General features: G+C 37.1%; 14 protein-coding genes. 7 read left to right on the top strand and 7 right to left on the bottom strand.

The window, feature by feature from the left end; translation table 11 throughout:
* Positions 1-172 precede the first annotated feature (172 nt).
* A complete protein-coding gene (locus BN2425_RS02555) occupies positions 173-1,120 on the top strand; it encodes a helix-turn-helix transcriptional regulator (protein ID WP_042454676.1) in 948 nt (315 codons plus the stop codon).
* A 359-nt stretch (positions 1,121-1,479) separates the two neighbouring features.
* Positions 1,480-1,890 carry a VOC family protein gene (locus BN2425_RS02550; protein WP_042454674.1) on the top strand — a complete coding sequence of 137 codons (411 nt, stop codon included), beginning with the start codon at positions 1,480-1,482 and terminating at the stop codon, positions 1,888-1,890.
* Positions 1,891-2,586: 696 nt separating this feature from the next.
* On the opposite strand, the gene BN2425_RS02545 is transcribed toward BN2425_RS02550, so the two are convergent.
* The 4 genes from BN2425_RS02545 to BN2425_RS02525 form a co-directional block, all read right to left on the bottom strand.
* A complete protein-coding gene (locus BN2425_RS02545; RefSeq protein WP_042454671.1) occupies positions 2,587-4,026 on the bottom strand; it encodes a glycoside hydrolase family 1 protein in 1,440 nt (479 codons plus the stop codon).
* Between the two features lie 856 nt (positions 4,027-4,882).
* Positions 4,883-5,341, bottom strand: a complete 459-nt coding sequence (locus BN2425_RS23290) for an MFS transporter (RefSeq protein WP_081797986.1) — start codon at positions 5,339-5,341, stop codon at positions 4,883-4,885.
* Positions 5,265-6,101 carry an MFS transporter gene (locus BN2425_RS02530; protein ID WP_042454666.1) on the bottom strand — a complete coding sequence of 279 codons (837 nt, stop codon included), beginning with the start codon at positions 6,099-6,101 and terminating at the stop codon, positions 5,265-5,267. Before BN2425_RS02530 ends, BN2425_RS23290 begins: the two co-directional genes overlap by 77 nt.
* A 25-nt stretch (positions 6,102-6,126) precedes the next feature.
* Positions 6,127-7,059 (bottom strand): ArsR/SmtB family transcription factor, encoded by a 933-nt coding sequence (locus BN2425_RS02525; RefSeq protein ID WP_042454664.1) that lies wholly within the window; start codon positions 7,057-7,059, stop codon positions 6,127-6,129.
* Positions 7,060-7,601: 542 nt separating this feature from the next.
* On the opposite strand from BN2425_RS02525, the gene BN2425_RS02520 reads away from it, so the two are divergent.
* The 5 genes from BN2425_RS02520 (at position 7,602) to BN2425_RS02500 (ending at position 11,776) form a co-directional block, all read left to right on the top strand.
* Positions 7,602-7,979 (top strand): MarR family winged helix-turn-helix transcriptional regulator, encoded by a 378-nt coding sequence (locus BN2425_RS02520; protein ID WP_042454662.1) that lies wholly within the window; start codon positions 7,602-7,604, stop codon positions 7,977-7,979.
* A 283-nt stretch (positions 7,980-8,262) separates the two neighbouring features.
* Positions 8,263-8,514, top strand: a complete 252-nt coding sequence (locus BN2425_RS02515; RefSeq protein WP_042454659.1) for a hypothetical protein — start codon at positions 8,263-8,265, stop codon at positions 8,512-8,514.
* On the top strand, positions 8,511-10,463 hold the full coding sequence (locus BN2425_RS02510) for an alkaline phosphatase family protein (RefSeq protein WP_042454657.1): 1,953 nt from the start codon (positions 8,511-8,513) through the stop codon (positions 10,461-10,463). Before BN2425_RS02515 ends, BN2425_RS02510 begins: the two co-directional genes overlap by 4 nt.
* A 106-nt stretch (positions 10,464-10,569) precedes the next feature.
* Positions 10,570-10,920 (top strand): PadR family transcriptional regulator, encoded by a 351-nt coding sequence (locus BN2425_RS02505; RefSeq protein ID WP_042454655.1) that lies wholly within the window; start codon positions 10,570-10,572, stop codon positions 10,918-10,920.
* Positions 10,907-11,776 (top strand): permease prefix domain 1-containing protein, encoded by an 870-nt coding sequence (locus BN2425_RS02500; RefSeq protein WP_052352755.1) that lies wholly within the window; start codon positions 10,907-10,909, stop codon positions 11,774-11,776. Before BN2425_RS02505 ends, BN2425_RS02500 begins: the two co-directional genes overlap by 14 nt.
* Positions 11,777-12,231: 455 nt before the next feature.
* Here the strand turns inward: BN2425_RS02500 and nagZ are convergent, their stop codons facing one another.
* The 3 genes from nagZ to BN2425_RS02485 all read right to left on the bottom strand — a co-directional run bounded on the left by nagZ (position 12,232) and on the right by BN2425_RS02485 (position 16,375).
* Positions 12,232-14,007 (bottom strand): beta-N-acetylhexosaminidase, encoded by a 1,776-nt coding sequence (gene nagZ, locus BN2425_RS02495; RefSeq protein ID WP_042454653.1) that lies wholly within the window; start codon positions 14,005-14,007, stop codon positions 12,232-12,234.
* A 149-nt stretch (positions 14,008-14,156) separates the two neighbouring features.
* On the bottom strand, positions 14,157-15,977 hold the full coding sequence (locus tag BN2425_RS02490; RefSeq protein ID WP_042454651.1) for a M56 family metallopeptidase: 1,821 nt from the start codon (positions 15,975-15,977) through the stop codon (positions 14,157-14,159).
* A gap of 17 nt (positions 15,978-15,994) precedes the next feature.
* A complete protein-coding gene (locus tag BN2425_RS02485; RefSeq protein WP_042454649.1) occupies positions 15,995-16,375 on the bottom strand; it encodes a BlaI/MecI/CopY family transcriptional regulator in 381 nt (126 codons plus the stop codon).
* Positions 16,376-16,511: the final 136 nt, after the last annotated feature.

Below are 16,511 nucleotides of genomic sequence, written 5' to 3'. Positions count from 1 at the left end.
ATTCGTGCCAGTTAACGGAATAACTCCAACAGAAGCCTTGCCCTTATTTTGTAGAGATTCCCTCATAGCTGCCATTACACAGCCATATCCAACAACTCCAGAGTCACTAAATTATCTTCTGCATTAAGATGTGGTATATTATTTTGTAATAAACATTCAAGGGGGCCAACTGATGAACAAAACAGACCGATTGTTAGCCGTCGTGCTGGAGTTGCAACGTAAAGAAGTTGTACGTGCCGAAGATTTGGCAACCCTATTTGAAACTAGCGTTCGAACCATCTACCGCGACATTCAGGCGCTGAGTGAAGCTGGTGTGCCAATCATAGGAGCCCCTGGGACAGGATATTCCTTAATGGAAGGCTATTTCCTGCCCCCTATCAGTTTCACAGTACTAGAAGCCGTGAGCCTACTGATTGGAACAGACTTTATTGAACAACAATTTGATGATGATTATCGTGTCAGGGCTCAAGCCGCTCGCGGCAAAATCGAGGCTATTCTTCCTTCGAGCGTTCGCAATGAAACTTCTCATGTACTCAAGGCTATGCGTTTGCTCATTTCCGATAAACAGGTTACGCCGTCAAAAGAAAAAAAATATCTAGAAAAGATCCGTCGAGCAATATTAAACGAGCGTAAGATAAACTTTCATTATGCAAAAAGATTTGCAGATACCGAGGAGAATCACCATAGTGTTCGTACCGTTGCTCCCTATGGATTGGTGCTCATTCAAGGATCCTGGATGCTCGTAGCTCGATGTGATCTGCGCCAAGACATTCGCCACTTCCGCTTGTCCCGAATGAGGGAACTTATCAGTCTGGAAGAACGATTCGAACTGCCGGCGCATTTTAACTTAAGGGAGTATACCCCTCCGGATGATAGGAACTTGCGAGTTCGCCTTCGATTTAACCATGACAACGCAGATAAAGTGAGGGAGTCGAACTATCATTATATAGAGAATATGGAAGAGCATCGAGATGGATTGCATGTGGTCTTACGGGTTCGTCAACTAGACGAATTGCTGCAATGGGTGCTTGGCTGGGGAGCGGGAGTGATTGTATTGGAGCCTGAATCATTCCGAAACCGGATTCGTGAGGAAGCCAAAAAAATGTTAAAACACTACTGACATACTGTTGTCAGTAGTGTTTTTTTATAATCGGAGTAAGTAACGTAAAGGAGTGGGAAATAAATGCGAATTATGTCTTGCAAAGGATAATTCATATCACTATGGACCAATTGTACAGTAGCCATGCATGGAAGGATGGTCGTTAAAACAAAAATGGAATAATTATTGATTAAACCGAGCATTTACAGTTTTAAATATGGGTAGAACCCACGAGCGTTGGTTTACCCACAAATTAGGTTACTTAAAATAGGAAAAATTGGTCCTCGTAACCTTTTACAATTTACGATAGTATTGCTGGTTCTGTTCAAAAATGATTTGAAACGATATTTTATGATTTATTATAGGAAGGATGATATCTAGTGAATTTTGCTTCTGTACGTATTATTACCGACGACTTGGATCGTCTTATCAAGTTCTATGAAAAAGTCTTGGGTGTTTCGGCGGATCGCCCAGCGCCTGTCTTTGCCGAACTCGTTTTGACATCGTGCACCCTGGCAATCGGCCACTCGCAGACGGTGCCGATGTTCGGCACTGGTTCAGCAACAGCTGCCAGCAATCACACTGTCATCATCGAATTCCGCGTTCACAATGTCGATGCCGAATACGAACGTTTAAAGCCGTTTATTGACGAGTGGGTAAAGGAACCGACCACGATGCCGTGGGGGAACCGTTCTATGTTGTTCCGTGATCCCGACGGCAACCTCGTTAACCTCTTCGAACCAGTGACAGAGGAAGCGATCAAACGGTTCAGCGGTAGGGTTGACGTATAGTTGAAGCGAGTGAGGCCACAATTTTGGGAGTGGCAGCGATTTGTAAAAATATGGCCATTTTTGGACGAATGTGCTGATATCATTTTTCTGGTGACAACATCGTCTTTCCCAGTTTGACAATGAACCATTAAGGACCTTTTGAACTATAATCGTATGGAAAGGTATTTGATGGTGATGCGTATAATGTATTTGACGGAGCTGTTAATTCTGAAGAAAATGAAAGAAATGCAGATTATTATTGGAGTAATAAACGTAATAAACTTGGTAAAGAGCAATTAATAGAAACTTTAATTGATGGCAATATAGAAGTCTTAGAAATAGTAAAGGAATTTCCACAATAGGGAGCGTTGATCCTAGAAGGATTGATGCTTTTTTGTTAAAGTTTTTTATTGTGCTACCATGAAAATAAAGTTCTGTAACACAAAAAAAGGCAATACTAAAGTTAGACACATCTCATTCATTTTTAAAGAAGGCGAGCGCTAGTTTGTGAAGAATTACACTAAAACAAACGGGGGCGTTATTTCAACAAGCTACCAAATATGGATTTTAAAAACCGGCTCAGTAAGTGAACCGAGCCGGTTTATTTTTTATTTACAAAAACAGAGACAAATGGCAGTACAAATTGGGCTACATTTTCGATAAAATTGTCGGGTTTTGCGTTAGGCAACGGAACCCGTTAGGAATACCCGCCTCTTTTTACAGTTTTTCGCCGTTGGTTTCGATGACATCCTTGTACCAGAAGTAGCTCTTCTTCTTCAGGCGGCGAAGGTCATGGTCGCCTTCCTCATGCTGGTTGACATAGACAAATCCATAACGTTTTTGATAACCGTTCAGCCAGCTTAAAAGGTCGGTGAAGCTCCATGTGCAATAGCCGATCATATCTACACCGTCAGTGATGGCTTCTTGTATTGCTTTGATATGGGCACGGAGATAATCGATTCGATAATCATCGTTGACCATATCTCCCTGCTCAAGCTTGTCGTACTCTCCTAAACCATTTTCACTGATTAAGATCGGCAAACGGTATCTGCTGGTAATCCGTCTAAGACCAATCCTTAATCCTGTTGGGTCGATTGCCCAATCCCAATTACTTGTCTGTAAATGAGGGTTAGCAAATGTTTTGTATGCACCAGGAATTCCAGTCGGCCGGGTCGTTCCTTTTACCCCTGTCCGGTTCATGATCCCTTCTCCCCCAACTCCATCAAGAGGATTTACTTCATAGGTTTTCGTTTGATAATAATTCACACCCATAAAATCAGGCTTACCCGACTTTAATAGTTCGGCATCTCCCTCTTCAAGTGTAGGAGCAATTCCTTTACGTTCAAGCTCATTCCATACCGCAATTGGATATTCTCCCCATGCGTATACGTCCATCCACCAATGACTCAAGAAGTCTTCGGCATTTTCGGCTGCTAAAATATCTTCCGGCTTTGATGTGGCAGCATATGCTGGAGTATAGGCGAAACTCGGACCAATTTCCCCATCCGGAACATATTGTCTAAACGCCTTGATAATACTGGCATTTGCAAGGTTTGCATGGTGATTGACTTGATAGAAGAGTTTTTCGTCTGTTTTTCCAGGTGGGTGCGTTCCATCCTTCCAGACGTGCGAAGTAAAGATGTTTTGCTCATTTAAGCTAACCCAATATTTGACCCGGTCACCGTACCGTTTGAAAAGCGTGACCGCATAGTTGGTAAAGTCTTCGATAATTCTTCTCGATTCCCAACCGCCGTATTCCTCTTGGAGGGCCTGCGGCATATCCCAGTGGTAAATTGTAAGGATAGGTTCGATGTTGTGCTTTTTCAATTCATTGATGAGATTATCATAGAATTGAAGGCCTTTTTCGTTGACTTCGCCGTTTCCCTGCGGATAGATCCGTGACCAGGCAACCGAGAAACGGTATGCTTTTAATCCCATTTCAGCCATTAATCGTACATCTTCTTGATATCGATGATAATGGTCGACTGCTACATCACCGGTGGTTCCTTTAAACGTTTTCCCGGGAATGCGGACGAATTCGTCCCAATTGGATATTCCTTTTCCATCTTCATTCCAAGCCCCTTCTACTTGGTAAGCAGCAGAAGCGGATCCCCATAAAAAATTCTTTGGAAAAGATTTTAGTTCCTTATGTATCATGTTTATCACATCCTAATAGAGATTTATCGATGTTTCTCTCTCCCCTTATATATACCATACATACCTGATTTTCGCATTGAACTCACCTCAATGTCCTTTTAAAAACGGCCTATAAAAACACACTATCAAACAAGGAAATATACCTATCTGTAGCTAGTTGATTTTTAAATGTATAAGTCTTTGTACAACAGGAAAAATCTCGTATCATAAAGATTATATTTTTGTGAATGTTGATGAATGTACAGATAAAGTGGTGGAAAAGTTAATTGAAGAAGCAAGAATGAACGCTTATCGAAAACGTGTAAATTTTCACGTATATGATTTTCATACGGGAGTACCATATTGGTCAATACACTGGTGGGCAGGATGTGCGAGAGAGTTAATAATATGTAAACAAGGCATTAGCGACTGTTTGCATGTTAGACGTTCCTTAGTTGGCCGATATGTTTTTGTGAACGATAAAGACTTCATCCAAAATCTTGTTGAAAGTAAAATTAAGAACCGCAATGCTGAGTGAGAGAAAACTGAATGGTTATACGGAACAACAAGGTAACACAAATGTATTACGTGGGCATTTGATATCTCGAAAAAGCGGGACTAATCTTTTAGTGGTAATTCCTTATGAATAGTCTGATTCCTTTATACTTTCCTTTTATAATCTTTCTTGTCGACGTTAAACCCAGTTCCTGACATGCTCCCAACTTCCCCAGCATTAGCAACGGCTGAAGCAAGTCCACTTAACGTAATTCCTACTATTAAGGGGCGGTTTTCATGGTTTGGGTTTGTTTGAAGAACCAAAGCACCTTTTAGTTAGCCGCCATAGTTTTATAAAATATAGCTCTTAATTATCTCGTCCCTATTGTGTAAAAGTTTGTTTTTGCGGGATGGAAGATAATGTATTTTTATCAAGTTGGTGAAAAACAGGTAAGAAAAAAGCGATGATTGCAACAAGAATAATCACTACTCCCATGACACTAAATAAGAACGCTATTCCGAAATAATCTGCAAAATGCCCACCAAATAAAGCACCTATTGGGATGCCGATTTGTGAAAGTAATATTCGAACAGCAAAAACTCTACCACGTAAATGGCTTGGAACATATTTTTGGTACAACGTTGTATTATTAATTGAAAAAACAATAGAACAAAAACCTACACAGAAGATACAAATCGATAGAATAGAAAAGGACTGGAATATTCCTAACAAACCAATAAAGACTCCTGCAATCATATACGAACTAAGCATGATTATACGGCGGTTGTCCGATTCCTTCTTTAATCCTGTAATAAGAAAAGAATAAAGTAAATAAACCATACTGAAAAGAGGTACCCCCAATATCTTTTGTGATAAATGGCAAAAACATTGAACTTAGAGCTGCAAAGCCCATATTGAATATCATGATTAACAATCCTAATCCTAAAAACACTTTGTTCATTCTATAGAAATGTATACCCTCTGCAAATTGTTTGTACCAATTTACTTTAACTGGCATAGCTTCTGCTTTCAAACTTGTTAACTGTAATAGTAATAAACCGGTTATACCCATTATTCCAACTAATACATACAAAACTACCTGCGCACCCAAAAATTGCAATATCACTCCAGCAAGTGGAGGTCCCACCAAAATCATGGTTTGCATAGTTCCCTCTAGTATTGCATTTCCACTATTCAAACGGTTTTTTGGCAAAATTCCAGCTATATAAATCATACTTGATGGTCTATATAATGGTTCAGCTACTCCAATAAGAATCGCTGTAATATATAAATGCCATATATGTAGTGTTTCAAATGCAAACAACACTGTTGGAATAAGAAATGCAAATGCCCGTAACCATTCTGACAATACCATTACTTTCTTCCGGTCCCATCTATCTAAATAGGGAGCTGCAATTAATTGAATGAATATGCTGGTAAACAGCTCAACGGCTACAATACTGCCTAACACAGCTAATGATTCTGTTATTTCGTAAGCCATCCAACTCATGATAAACGTAGCAAATTGACCGCCCAAACCAGAAGCTGCTTGCCCCAGCCATATAAAGACAAATGAACGATTTCTAAATAAATCTGCCATATTTTTTATCCCCCATCCATCATTATCAATCCAACTTTAATTTTTCTAAACCTAAGAAGCTGGTTAAATCACTGTTAAATTTGTTTAGTGCTCCATTTCTCAAACTGTACCTTTCTCTGCCTTGGGAATAGACGTGTACACGGACTAATCCTGCTGATCGAAGAGTAACAATATGATAATGAACTGTACTTTTGGCTAACCCTATAAATTGAACAACTTCTGTAAAACTTTTTTCTCCATTAGTTAAATATCGTAGAATTCTTAAGCGATTTTCATCCATAAGAGCTCTTGCGATATTTAAAATCGATAATGAAGGAAAGTCTGGGTTCATTTGTTCAATCTGTGTTGAATAATAAATAATGATCAGACCATTAAAGTCATTAGTCAGATTGTATGGACTAATATGATATTGTGGGATCAAAATAATCCGTTTAACCTTATTTATAAATTCTAATCTTAAACCATTTGTTATTTCTTCAATGAGATCAACAGGCTTGTAATCCTTCAACAACTCTTTATTTTTCTGAGCATTTTTAGTAAGAGTATTAATGATGGATGGATCTAAGTGTTGATAGTATTCTTCATACCATAAAGATAATAACTGAACCATATTTGAACGCCATTCATTAATATTACGCAAATCATTTATCTCTTCAGGAATCCAAGTAGATACTTGCTCAAATATCTCCCCAACTGATACATCCCCAATCCACTCTAAAAAATCATGCACACTATCTTTTTTAGGACATGCTAATAAAAGCAAGTTAAGAATGCTCTCCTTTAATTCTGTATTTGCTATAAGTTCCAATGTGGTTTCACTCAGTTTACCTTTTACATTTCTCACCCAGCTATTTCCTAATTGAATACCTTTATGTAGTGACTTCGTTTTAAAGGCTAATAAGCTAGTAATTAACTCGTTGCTTTCAGAAAATTCAATTTCCAACTTAATATCATTCATATTGTTCGTCTCCTATCGAACCGTTACTTTGTTCTATTATATTCGAACAAAACACAAGAATCTACTGAACTACGGATAAATGAAATGAAATATTATAAAAAGTGGGATAAGTTCTGCATTTTAATAATTGGAACTGAAATTGTTAAGGGGAAAATTACTGAACTAATCTTCAAGTAGCATTAAAAAAGAGCCTATGTTTTAAAATAAGTATGTAACAGATAACTTAATACACATAAAAATGCAAAAAGCCCCAAAATACAAAGATGAATACATCTATGTATTTTGGGGCTTTACCATTGGTCAAATTCAATTAAATGAATAGAAATATAAAATTTCAATTATATAATTTTTAATTTTACTGTAATTTTTCCAGTATGAATTTCTTTAAAATAGGCTGTTTCCAGCTTATCAAAGACTTCAATTTAGGCATTCCTTTTCCTAGCCTTTATTAAAAGTCAAAATCATCTTATACCATCTCATCAATTGCCATAATAATCTGATTTGAAGTGATACAAAAAAAGCAGGCGGTCAATTAGAGGGCCATCTTACGACTTTATCGCCCTTACCTAGACGAACTTCAGCTCACTTATCCTCAGTATCTAGTCTTAGTTACCTTGTGGGAGAAGCCACAAAGAACCATTAAAGAGCTGGGTGAAGTGCTTAATCTTGATACAGGTACTCTGACGCCCCTACTCAAACGTATGGAAGCTGCCGGGCTCATCGAGCGTCGCCGTGACACAGTGGACGAACGCGTCGTAAACTTTTTTATAACGCAAGCTGGTAAAGCCCTACAGGAAAAGGCATCGTGTGTTCCACAATCCTTATTCGATGCTACTGGCATGAATAAAAAGGAATTGGATGAAATAAACGAAACAATCACTTTCCTCTTACATCAGCTGAATAAAACCTCGGAAAAATAGAGGCAATAGAAAAAATCCACTCTAATAGCTTAACGGGTTCTCTTGATGGGGACAAAATAACCTAATAGTATATAAAATAGCTGACCTATCAGTATTATCTGATAGGTCATTTTTTATTGATATAAAGCCATTGGATTACAAAAATCAGTAAAAATGGTACTGGAAATGGCATTCAAATGACATTGTACAATAGCCATTGTACAATAGGTATGAACTGCGATTTTATTGGCTAAAATATATACTAAAAAGTGTGCTATTTTTCCTAAGTAAAGGAGGCTTTATTATGCGATTTATGGTGCCAAAGGAAAAGAATTTAAAAAGGACGGATTGGGAAGTTCCGCAAAAGATAATAGATTTGGTCAAGGCATATTCTGAATACACGGATTACACCGAAAATGAGGTTGTCGAGTATTATTTAAACCAAATTCAAGAAGATGAACGGTTCCGAGATTGGGCTATTAAGAAGCGGAATAACAAGAAACTGTTGAAATTGTTGGAGATGGAAGAACCTCAGAACGGAGGAACAGCCAGTTGAGTAAATTAAAACGACTCGCTACAATTTCGGATACGATTGTTGAAATTGATAGTCCGTTTTCATTGAATGAAATCAATCAGAGAAATAAAGATTATCCCGTTTTATCGGATAAAAAATTTGCGACAAAGTACAGCAAGTCATTGTTTCTTCCAGCTACATTTCGTTTAAACGAAAAAGAGCACAGTATCCAATATAACTTTTGTGATGACCCTTTTTGTAAGTGGTTCGGTCAGCCACAAGTCCGATTTACCACTGTCAAAAATAAACCATATCGGTACAAGCTCGTAGGACAATCTGAAAAGAAATCAATCCAGTGCAATCCTGACCCTATATATCCAAATAGGGGTATGACTTTCGGTTGCACTTCTAAAACTTATTCAAATTGGAGTGCGGCACAGGAAATTGAACGATTAGTTCGTATCAATTCCGTTAGGGATATTGAACCTGTATACGAATTTCATAAAGAGTCCTGTGAATATACAGATGAAACTCCTTTCGAACACCCCTCCCTCTTCTATAAAAGGGGAAAAAGTAAAACTGGAACGCAACGGTGGCAGTGTAAAAAGTGCGGGAAAAGAACGGATATGATGCCGACAAGGAGGCAAACATCCACATATAATCAAAAACGAAACGACATCCTTCCATTGTTCACGAAGCTGCTTGTCAATAAAATGGCTGTATCAAGAGCCATTGATGTATTGGAGATTGGGGTCAAAACCTATTACAGCAAACTGGAATGGGTCTATCGCCGTTGCTTGGAATTTTTAGAGCGGCACGAACAAAAGCCACTTCAAAATAAATCGTTCGGAACGGTTTGGATTAATACCGACAAAATGATTTATTATTTGAATAATGTTCGAAAAAAAGGAATGGGCGGAGCAAGATATGATGATGTGGAAGATAGTCAATTTCCGACTCATATCATCATTTCTGCCGATGTGTTTTCCCGCTATGTATTTCGGGCGGATGTTGCTTACGATTGGGATGTTCGACTAGAGGACATAATGCTGGACACTATTTTATATAAAGAAGACCATCTTCATTTGTTCGCTCGGAAACACGCAAGATTGCGGGTAAGTGCCTACCCGCAGGAGCCAACGGAAAATGACAATCAAACGCTGGCTGAATACAAGAAAAAACTCGATGAATTTGATACCAGAAGCCACTATATTGAAGGATTGCATACAAACAGCACTTACACCACGATGGCTCATTATTGGCTTATCAAAGACCTGTTAAAGGCTCAAAATTGGCGATTTGTGACTGACAACGAAAGTTCCCTGCATTCAGCAATTTATCGGGTGTTTTCAGAGGATTTTAGGTCATTTTCGGCTCACCACTTCCTTTGCCTTACTAACCGTGAGAAATCACGGAAACAAGCGTATCAGGAGTATAGAGAGGCAAGTACCGATTTGTATAATTGGGGAATAGCAATGGGGATTGACAGCCGTAATCCTTATACGATTGCCTATCATTATTTGGTTGATTTGTTTAAAAATCGTGGTCATCAATTTCATAAGGAGATAATATTGCCGACACACAGCTTCACGGTCAAAGATAAAAATCCAATTGTTCACCCTCTTGCTTCGATTGACCGAGGATATACGAAAGTGGATTGTGAAACCGACTTATCTTCGTTAGAACCCGAAGAAGTGGCAAGATTAATTTTGAATGTAAATGACCACGCCACCAACTTCTTTATCCAACATATTCGGAGAAAATTGTCGGTTCTGGAACGTCCGCTTACTACCGCGAGAGGCGATGGAAAAAGCTACATCTATTCCAATTTCAATCCCAAATACGCACAAATGGCTACCACCATTCTGAGAACCTATTACAACTTCTGTTTGCCATATAAGTCTTATGATAAACAAAAATTGACCCCAGCACAGCGTTTAGGTATTACAGATAAGAAGTTCAAAATAGAGGATATATTGTATTTAAGGTAACTGAAAAGTATCCCATTTACATTTTGTGATAGATGGGATATTTTTTTGAAGGAATACCTTGCATTATTAAGTAATATAATTTAAAGTGAAATAGGAGGTGGAAAAAATGGAAATTAATAAAGAGGTTTTAAAAGGACATATTGATACATTAATTCTATCGTTACTACATAACAGGGATATGTATGGATATGAATTAGCCAAGTTAGTACGAGAAAAGAGCGAAGAACAATTCGAATTAAAAGAAGGCACGCTTTATCTGTCATTAAAGAGATTGGAAAACAACAAATGGATTTCTTCTTACTGGGGCGATGAACAAGGACCAGGCGGGAGAAGGAAATATTATAAACTAACGCTGTTAGGCAAAGAGGGTTTTGAAGAGAAACGGAAAGAATGGGAATTTGTCAAAAAAATTATTGATACGTTTTTAGAAGGGGGAGATAACTTTGAAACAAATTGATAAATATGTAAATTCAATTTATAAAAATGTTGCAGGGGATAAACAAGAAATTGAGGATTTAAGGCAAGAAATGCGGTCACATTTAGTTGAAGCCGTTGAAGAGTTAAAATCAAAGGGAAAAACAGAAGAAGAAGCTATCCGTATAGCAATCGAGAATTTTGGAGGTAAAAATCAAATAATACAAGGGTTATCTGAATTCTTCAAAGTCCAGAAAAGATTTAGTAATTATGTATTATCATTCGCACTTATCTTTTTGGTATTTGGCATTTTCTTTCTTATCAATTCATTTTCGGATGGAAAGGAATTCAATAAAGAATTCAAACACCTGGAAGCCGTTGAACAGGATAAAGGAGATATAATGAATGAAGCATTTGATGTGCTCAATGCTTCAGAAAAAGTTACTGAAAACGAAAAAAGTCAATTACAAGATATATTTAAAAAGTACAATAAACAACTTAATTTATTAGCAGTATTTCCAGTGTCTGGCTCAGAAGATTGGTTAAAAGAAAATGCAGTTGTTAGAGACAAACCCACAAATGTTTATCCGATAGCATATAACAAGGCAGCCATCGTAATTGGTGATGAAGGTGTTGTTAATAACAAGGAACAAATTGTGCCGAGCGACTATGACTTAGGAACAGTTATAAAAGCAAATGAACACTGGATTGTTCAGTATGAATATAAATCCTCTTACGAAAAGACCGTTGAAAAGTACCATCAATTAAAATATTATGGACCGAGCGTTTGGAGCGTTTACCAGTTGCCGATTTTATTCTTTGCCTTGTTTATTGTTTTAGGCTTAATATGGTTCTTCTTGAACAGGCAAAATAGACGGTTAAAAGGCATAATGAGTTGAAAAATATGCGGTTTCTAATGCTAATTGTCAGTTTAAATTAAAAGCATCGGTGCCAAAACCGATGCTTTTTTGATGCTAAAATTTATGCGATTTTAATTACTTTTTTAACTTTTGTCCCCCTGAAAAGAACCCGTTACTAATAGCTAAGAGTGGGTTTTTTCTATGTACGATGTAATAACTATTTTGATACCTTATTATCGAAATCCTTGTTGATTAAAACGCTTAGTTGAGAAGAAAGAGACGCTTATGGATGTTAACTGCAATAATTATTATTGAACTAATGGGCCTTTAATGCTTACAGACCATTCCCCCAATTATTACTACTTAAAAACAACTTCTTCTTAAAGTAACCTGCTCCATTAGTTTAATAACTTCAACAAAAAAAGTGCATTAATCCTTCTTGGATCAACGCACCCGTTCGTATTATAAGGTTAACCACAATCCAATATGAATAATTAATGTAAATAATTATTCAGAAGACTATTGATTGAGTGATTTATTTCATTTATGTTAGGATTTTCTACTTTCATATCGTTAATGCTATATTTCCTTTTTAGTTGAATAATTCTTTCTATGCTTTCATTTAATCTTTGTTCTGAAATTTCCCCATTTTGGACAGCTGTCGTTAAAGAGGAGGTAATCTTAACCACATTATTATAGTCATGCCCGACTAAAATAATATCGCTTCCTGCCTTTACCGATTCCACCGCCGCTTCTCCAATATCAAAATGTTCTGTGATAGCTCCCATTGTCATATCATCCGTTATGATTACTCCCTTGAAACGAAGTTGTTTTCTCAGAAGATCCGTCATGACAGCTTTTGACATGGACGCTGGATTCGTTTTATCTAATTGAGGCAATAGGATATGGGCGACCATCACAACATCAGCTCCATGATCAATTGCATGTTCAAACGGAATTAACTCTAGTTTTTTGAGTTCTTCAAGGCTCTTATTGACAATTGGGAGTTCCAGATGGGAATCAACCGATGTATCTCCGTGACCAGGAAAATGCTTGACGGTAGGGATAACGTTTTGCGACTGGATTCCTTTCATCGTTTGAGTCCCAAGTTTACTTACTATTTCCGGATTGTTTCCAAATGATCGATCTCCGATTACTGGGTTATTTGGATTGCTGTTAATATCAAGAACAGGTGCAAAATCGAGATTTAAACCAAATTCCTTTAATTCTTTCCCTAAAAGTGTTCCGACTTTATAAGAAAACTCGGGATTGTTTACCTGTCCAATTTGTTTATTTGGAGGAAAGTTAACAAGTCCACCCGGCAATCTTGTCACACGTCCACCCTCTTGGTCAACACTTAGTAAAAGCGGTAGACTCGAACTATTTCCAGATTTCAGTTGATTCACAAGTTGGATAGTTTGTGCAGGGGTTTCGAAATTGTTTTTGTAAAAAATAATTCCTCCGACATGGAATTGGCTTATTAATTTTTTGGCGTTTGCATCAATCGTGGTCCCGGAAATCCCAGCAAGAATCATCTGGCCAATTTTATCGTCTAAACTCATTTTAGAAATGACTTCTGAAATGGTTTGATTTCCTTGTTGATTCAGCTCTTTTTCAACTTGTGCTTCTTGATTTGGTGTTTTTTTAACCTGTGTATAGAGTGAGATATGGTCAACTTTAGGATTTGGCTCCTGCTTAGTTTTTATTGGTAACACCCATAATAAATCAGTAGAAGTCGTTGCATGATAGACAAGGATCATTTGGTCATGAGTTGAATCTTTAAAGTATCGAATATCATCGGGTTCTCCACCCGTTTTCTTAATTTCATTTAATGAAATATTTTGTAGTTCTGAATCATAGGATCGTATATCATTCACAGTATTATCGGCATAGCCGATTGTAGCATGATGACTTTCGTATTCCTCATACCTGCCTTTAGCCGTTTCCGAAATATGGTCTGATTTTCCCCACTCTTGATTTACTTCCTTCCATTCTGTTTTGCCGGAAACGAAGGAAATGTTCGGAACCTTACCTACCTTAGACAAGGAAAATGTTTCCTCTACTAATTTCACAAGACTTGAGGTCTGATCTTTGTTCGGATCCACTATTTTTTTACCGGAAGGATTCGTTATCATTGGACTTTCTTTAGCTGGCGTCTGTTCGCTATCATTTTCTTTGATTGCATAATAAACTCCAATGATTAAGGCAAATGTTAAAAGTAGAATCGTAAAAATAAGTAGTTTACTTCGAGAATTCCTTTGTCTTTTCATACTCCAATTCTCCTTTCTAACTTAGTCTTTATCATACAAGAGGATGAAATCATAATGATTTCATCCTCTATTTAAGTTGTTAATTATAATGTTTGCACCATATAACAGAACTTGTTAGCAATAGTCGATACTTTTTTGTTTCCTATTTATCACCATTGTCTTCCCGGATAGTTTGCCATATTATTAACAGTACCCCTAGGGTAAAGTACGGAATAGTGGTCCATTACTGGGTCCTTTTGGCTATTTGAAGGCTGAGGAAATACTAACAAAATCTTGTAATCCGAACTTACTACATACCCTATAATTTCTTCACCATTACTTTTTACATCATAAGCCGGAGTTCCATATTCTTTCTTCACCATAGAAAGTGATAATTCATTTAATTCCGTATCAAAAGATCTCGCCTCAAAAATCTGCTCCCCTTTGTTGAAGCCAAATACCACATTGTATTTTGAAAATACGGCATAATTTCCGTTAGCATTAGGTACCCAATCAACTTTATCTGGATTTCCTAGCTTTTTCTCTACGTCTTCTATAACAGTGGTTTTAACAGGGAACTCCGAATTGATGATTTTACCCTGCTTTGCCAATTGCATGATACTTGAAAGAAGCTTTCTCTGAATACCCTCATCAGATGATGAAGCAGCGGAATGGTTATTCGATGCTGACGCTTGGCTTGTATTATCTTGTGTTGGATTGCTTTGTGATGCTTGGCTTATATGGTCTTGTGTTGTATTGTTTTGTGATGCTTGGCTTGTATGATCCTGCGTTGTATTGTTTTGTGATGCTTGGCTTGTATGGTCTTGCGTTGTATTGTTTTGTGATGCTTGGCTTGTATGATTTTGCGTTGTATTGCTTTGTGTTGCTTCATCTTGAGATGTTTTTTCCACTGACGGAGTAGAATTATTTGTACCGCTGTTTTTATTTGCGATAACCCATGAACTATCTTGTTTAATGGTACTTGAACAGCCTACCATAATTGTAAAAAACACAGCTAAAACTGCACAAATTGCCGAACTTTTCTTAAAACGTGTAATCATAATAATTCTCTTTTTATTGTATTTACTTGCATATCCTAATGTCCCAGTAATGTCCCTTTTTTCTGAGAATAATCTAAGTATATTGATCATAGTCTGACCGTATTTTTTAACTTCTTCTGTCTTTAAAGTGTTGAGCACACCCGCATCACAAGCCATCTCACAGTCTTGTTTTATCTGATTAAGTGCATACCAGATTAAGGGATTGAACCAATATATCGCTTTAACAACCATAAGTAAGGTGTTTACCGCTAAATCCTTGTTCTTAATATGAGTTAATTCATGGCTGAACACAAACCTAAACTCTTCCGGGGTTAATTTGTCTATTAGCTCCTCTGGAAGTAAAATTTTAGGACGTATCATCCCGTAAACTGCAGGCGATTTCGAGTAATTACTATAAATAATTTTCACCTTTGAATTTACTTTAAGCCTTGATTTTTCTACTTCAAGAATTTCAATTAAGTCTTCTCTTTCACAGATTGAACACTTTTTCAATTTAGCCAGCATCAAGATATTGACGCATAGAATATACAGTAAAGCTGCTGAAACACCTATGATCCACAGCACCGCTGCAGTATCATAATTAAAAATAGCACCTTTACTACCTGGATCAGCTAAGGCCTTGTGATCTTCTTTAGACGGTGTATTTCCGGTTTTAATAGTTCTGCTTATTATATTAGGGACATATTGCTCTGCTATAAAATAAGTATCAGGTTTCTTCTGCTCATTTGGAATAAAATTCAGCAAGCTTATATGACTTTGAATGCCTATTGGCAGTATTAGCCTAAGTACAAGCAAAAACCAAATATAATAATGAAGCTTTGCGCTTAGCCTTTGTCTAAGAATAGCCTTAATGGCAAGTATCCCTAATGCTAAAATACTGCCCATAAGTGACAGTAATAAGACTTCTTTAAATACTGCAGATAAAACCATGCTTCAATACCTGCCTTTTACTCGTCAATTTTTTTATCAAGCAATTTTTGCAGTTCTTCTATTTCCTTTTCCGAAATCTTCTCATCCTTTATAAAATTAGCGAGCATAAGGTGGAGAGAACCATCGTATACCTTTTGAATAAACGACCTTGTTTCATCCAGTATACAGTCCCTTTTATCTACCAAAGGATAATACTCATAATGAGGCATCTCCTTATTCACACCTAAAGCCCCTTTTTTTACTAGTCTGCTTATTAATGAATGAATTGTTTTCGGACTCCAATTCTTATTAGAACTTACTGCCTCTATTATCTTTGAAGCCGTTAATGGGGCTTCTTCCCATAACACCTTCATTACGATCCACTCTGCATCAGATATTTTGCAATTTATATTCTTCATCTTCCTTCACCCATCCTACAAGTGTAATCTTTGTTATAGACTACACTTGTAGGATTATATTGTCAACCGCTTTTTTACCTAGAAAAATACAAGTTTAATTCAAATAAACCAATTTAATACCTTTTCTATCTTTTGT

This window comes from Neobacillus dielmonensis, assembly GCF_000612665.1.
GTDB classification, from domain to species: domain Bacteria; phylum Bacillota; class Bacilli; order Bacillales; family Cytobacillaceae; genus Neobacillus; species Neobacillus dielmonensis.
Note: the sequence above shows the minus strand (reverse complement) of the source record. Positions and strands in the feature narration are given on the sequence as shown.

Excerpts from the sequence above, each read along its gene's own strand:
- BN2425_RS02555 (WP_042454676.1), top strand. The coding sequence starts at position 173 with ATGAACAAAACAGACCGATTGTTAGCCGTCGTGCTGGAGTTGCAACGT.
- BN2425_RS02545 (WP_042454671.1), bottom strand. The coding sequence starts at position 4,026 with ATGATACATAAGGAACTAAAATCTTTTCCAAAGAATTTTTTATGGGGA.
- BN2425_RS23290 (WP_081797986.1), bottom strand. The coding sequence starts at position 5,341 with ATGGTTTATTTACTTTATTCTTTTCTTATTACAGGATTAAAGAAGGAA.
- BN2425_RS02530 (WP_042454666.1), bottom strand. The coding sequence starts at position 6,101 with ATGGCAGATTTATTTAGAAATCGTTCATTTGTCTTTATATGGCTGGGG.
- BN2425_RS02525 (WP_042454664.1), bottom strand. The coding sequence starts at position 7,059 with ATGAATGATATTAAGTTGGAAATTGAATTTTCTGAAAGCAACGAGTTA.
- BN2425_RS02515 (WP_042454659.1), top strand. The coding sequence starts at position 8,263 with ATGCGATTTATGGTGCCAAAGGAAAAGAATTTAAAAAGGACGGATTGG.
- BN2425_RS02505 (WP_042454655.1), top strand. The coding sequence starts at position 10,570 with ATGGAAATTAATAAAGAGGTTTTAAAAGGACATATTGATACATTAATT.
- nagZ (WP_042454653.1), bottom strand. The coding sequence starts at position 14,007 with ATGAAAAGACAAAGGAATTCTCGAAGTAAACTACTTATTTTTACGATT.
- BN2425_RS02490 (WP_042454651.1), bottom strand. The coding sequence starts at position 15,977 with ATGGTTTTATCTGCAGTATTTAAAGAAGTCTTATTACTGTCACTTATG.
- BN2425_RS02485 (WP_042454649.1), bottom strand. The coding sequence starts at position 16,375 with ATGAAGAATATAAATTGCAAAATATCTGATGCAGAGTGGATCGTAATG.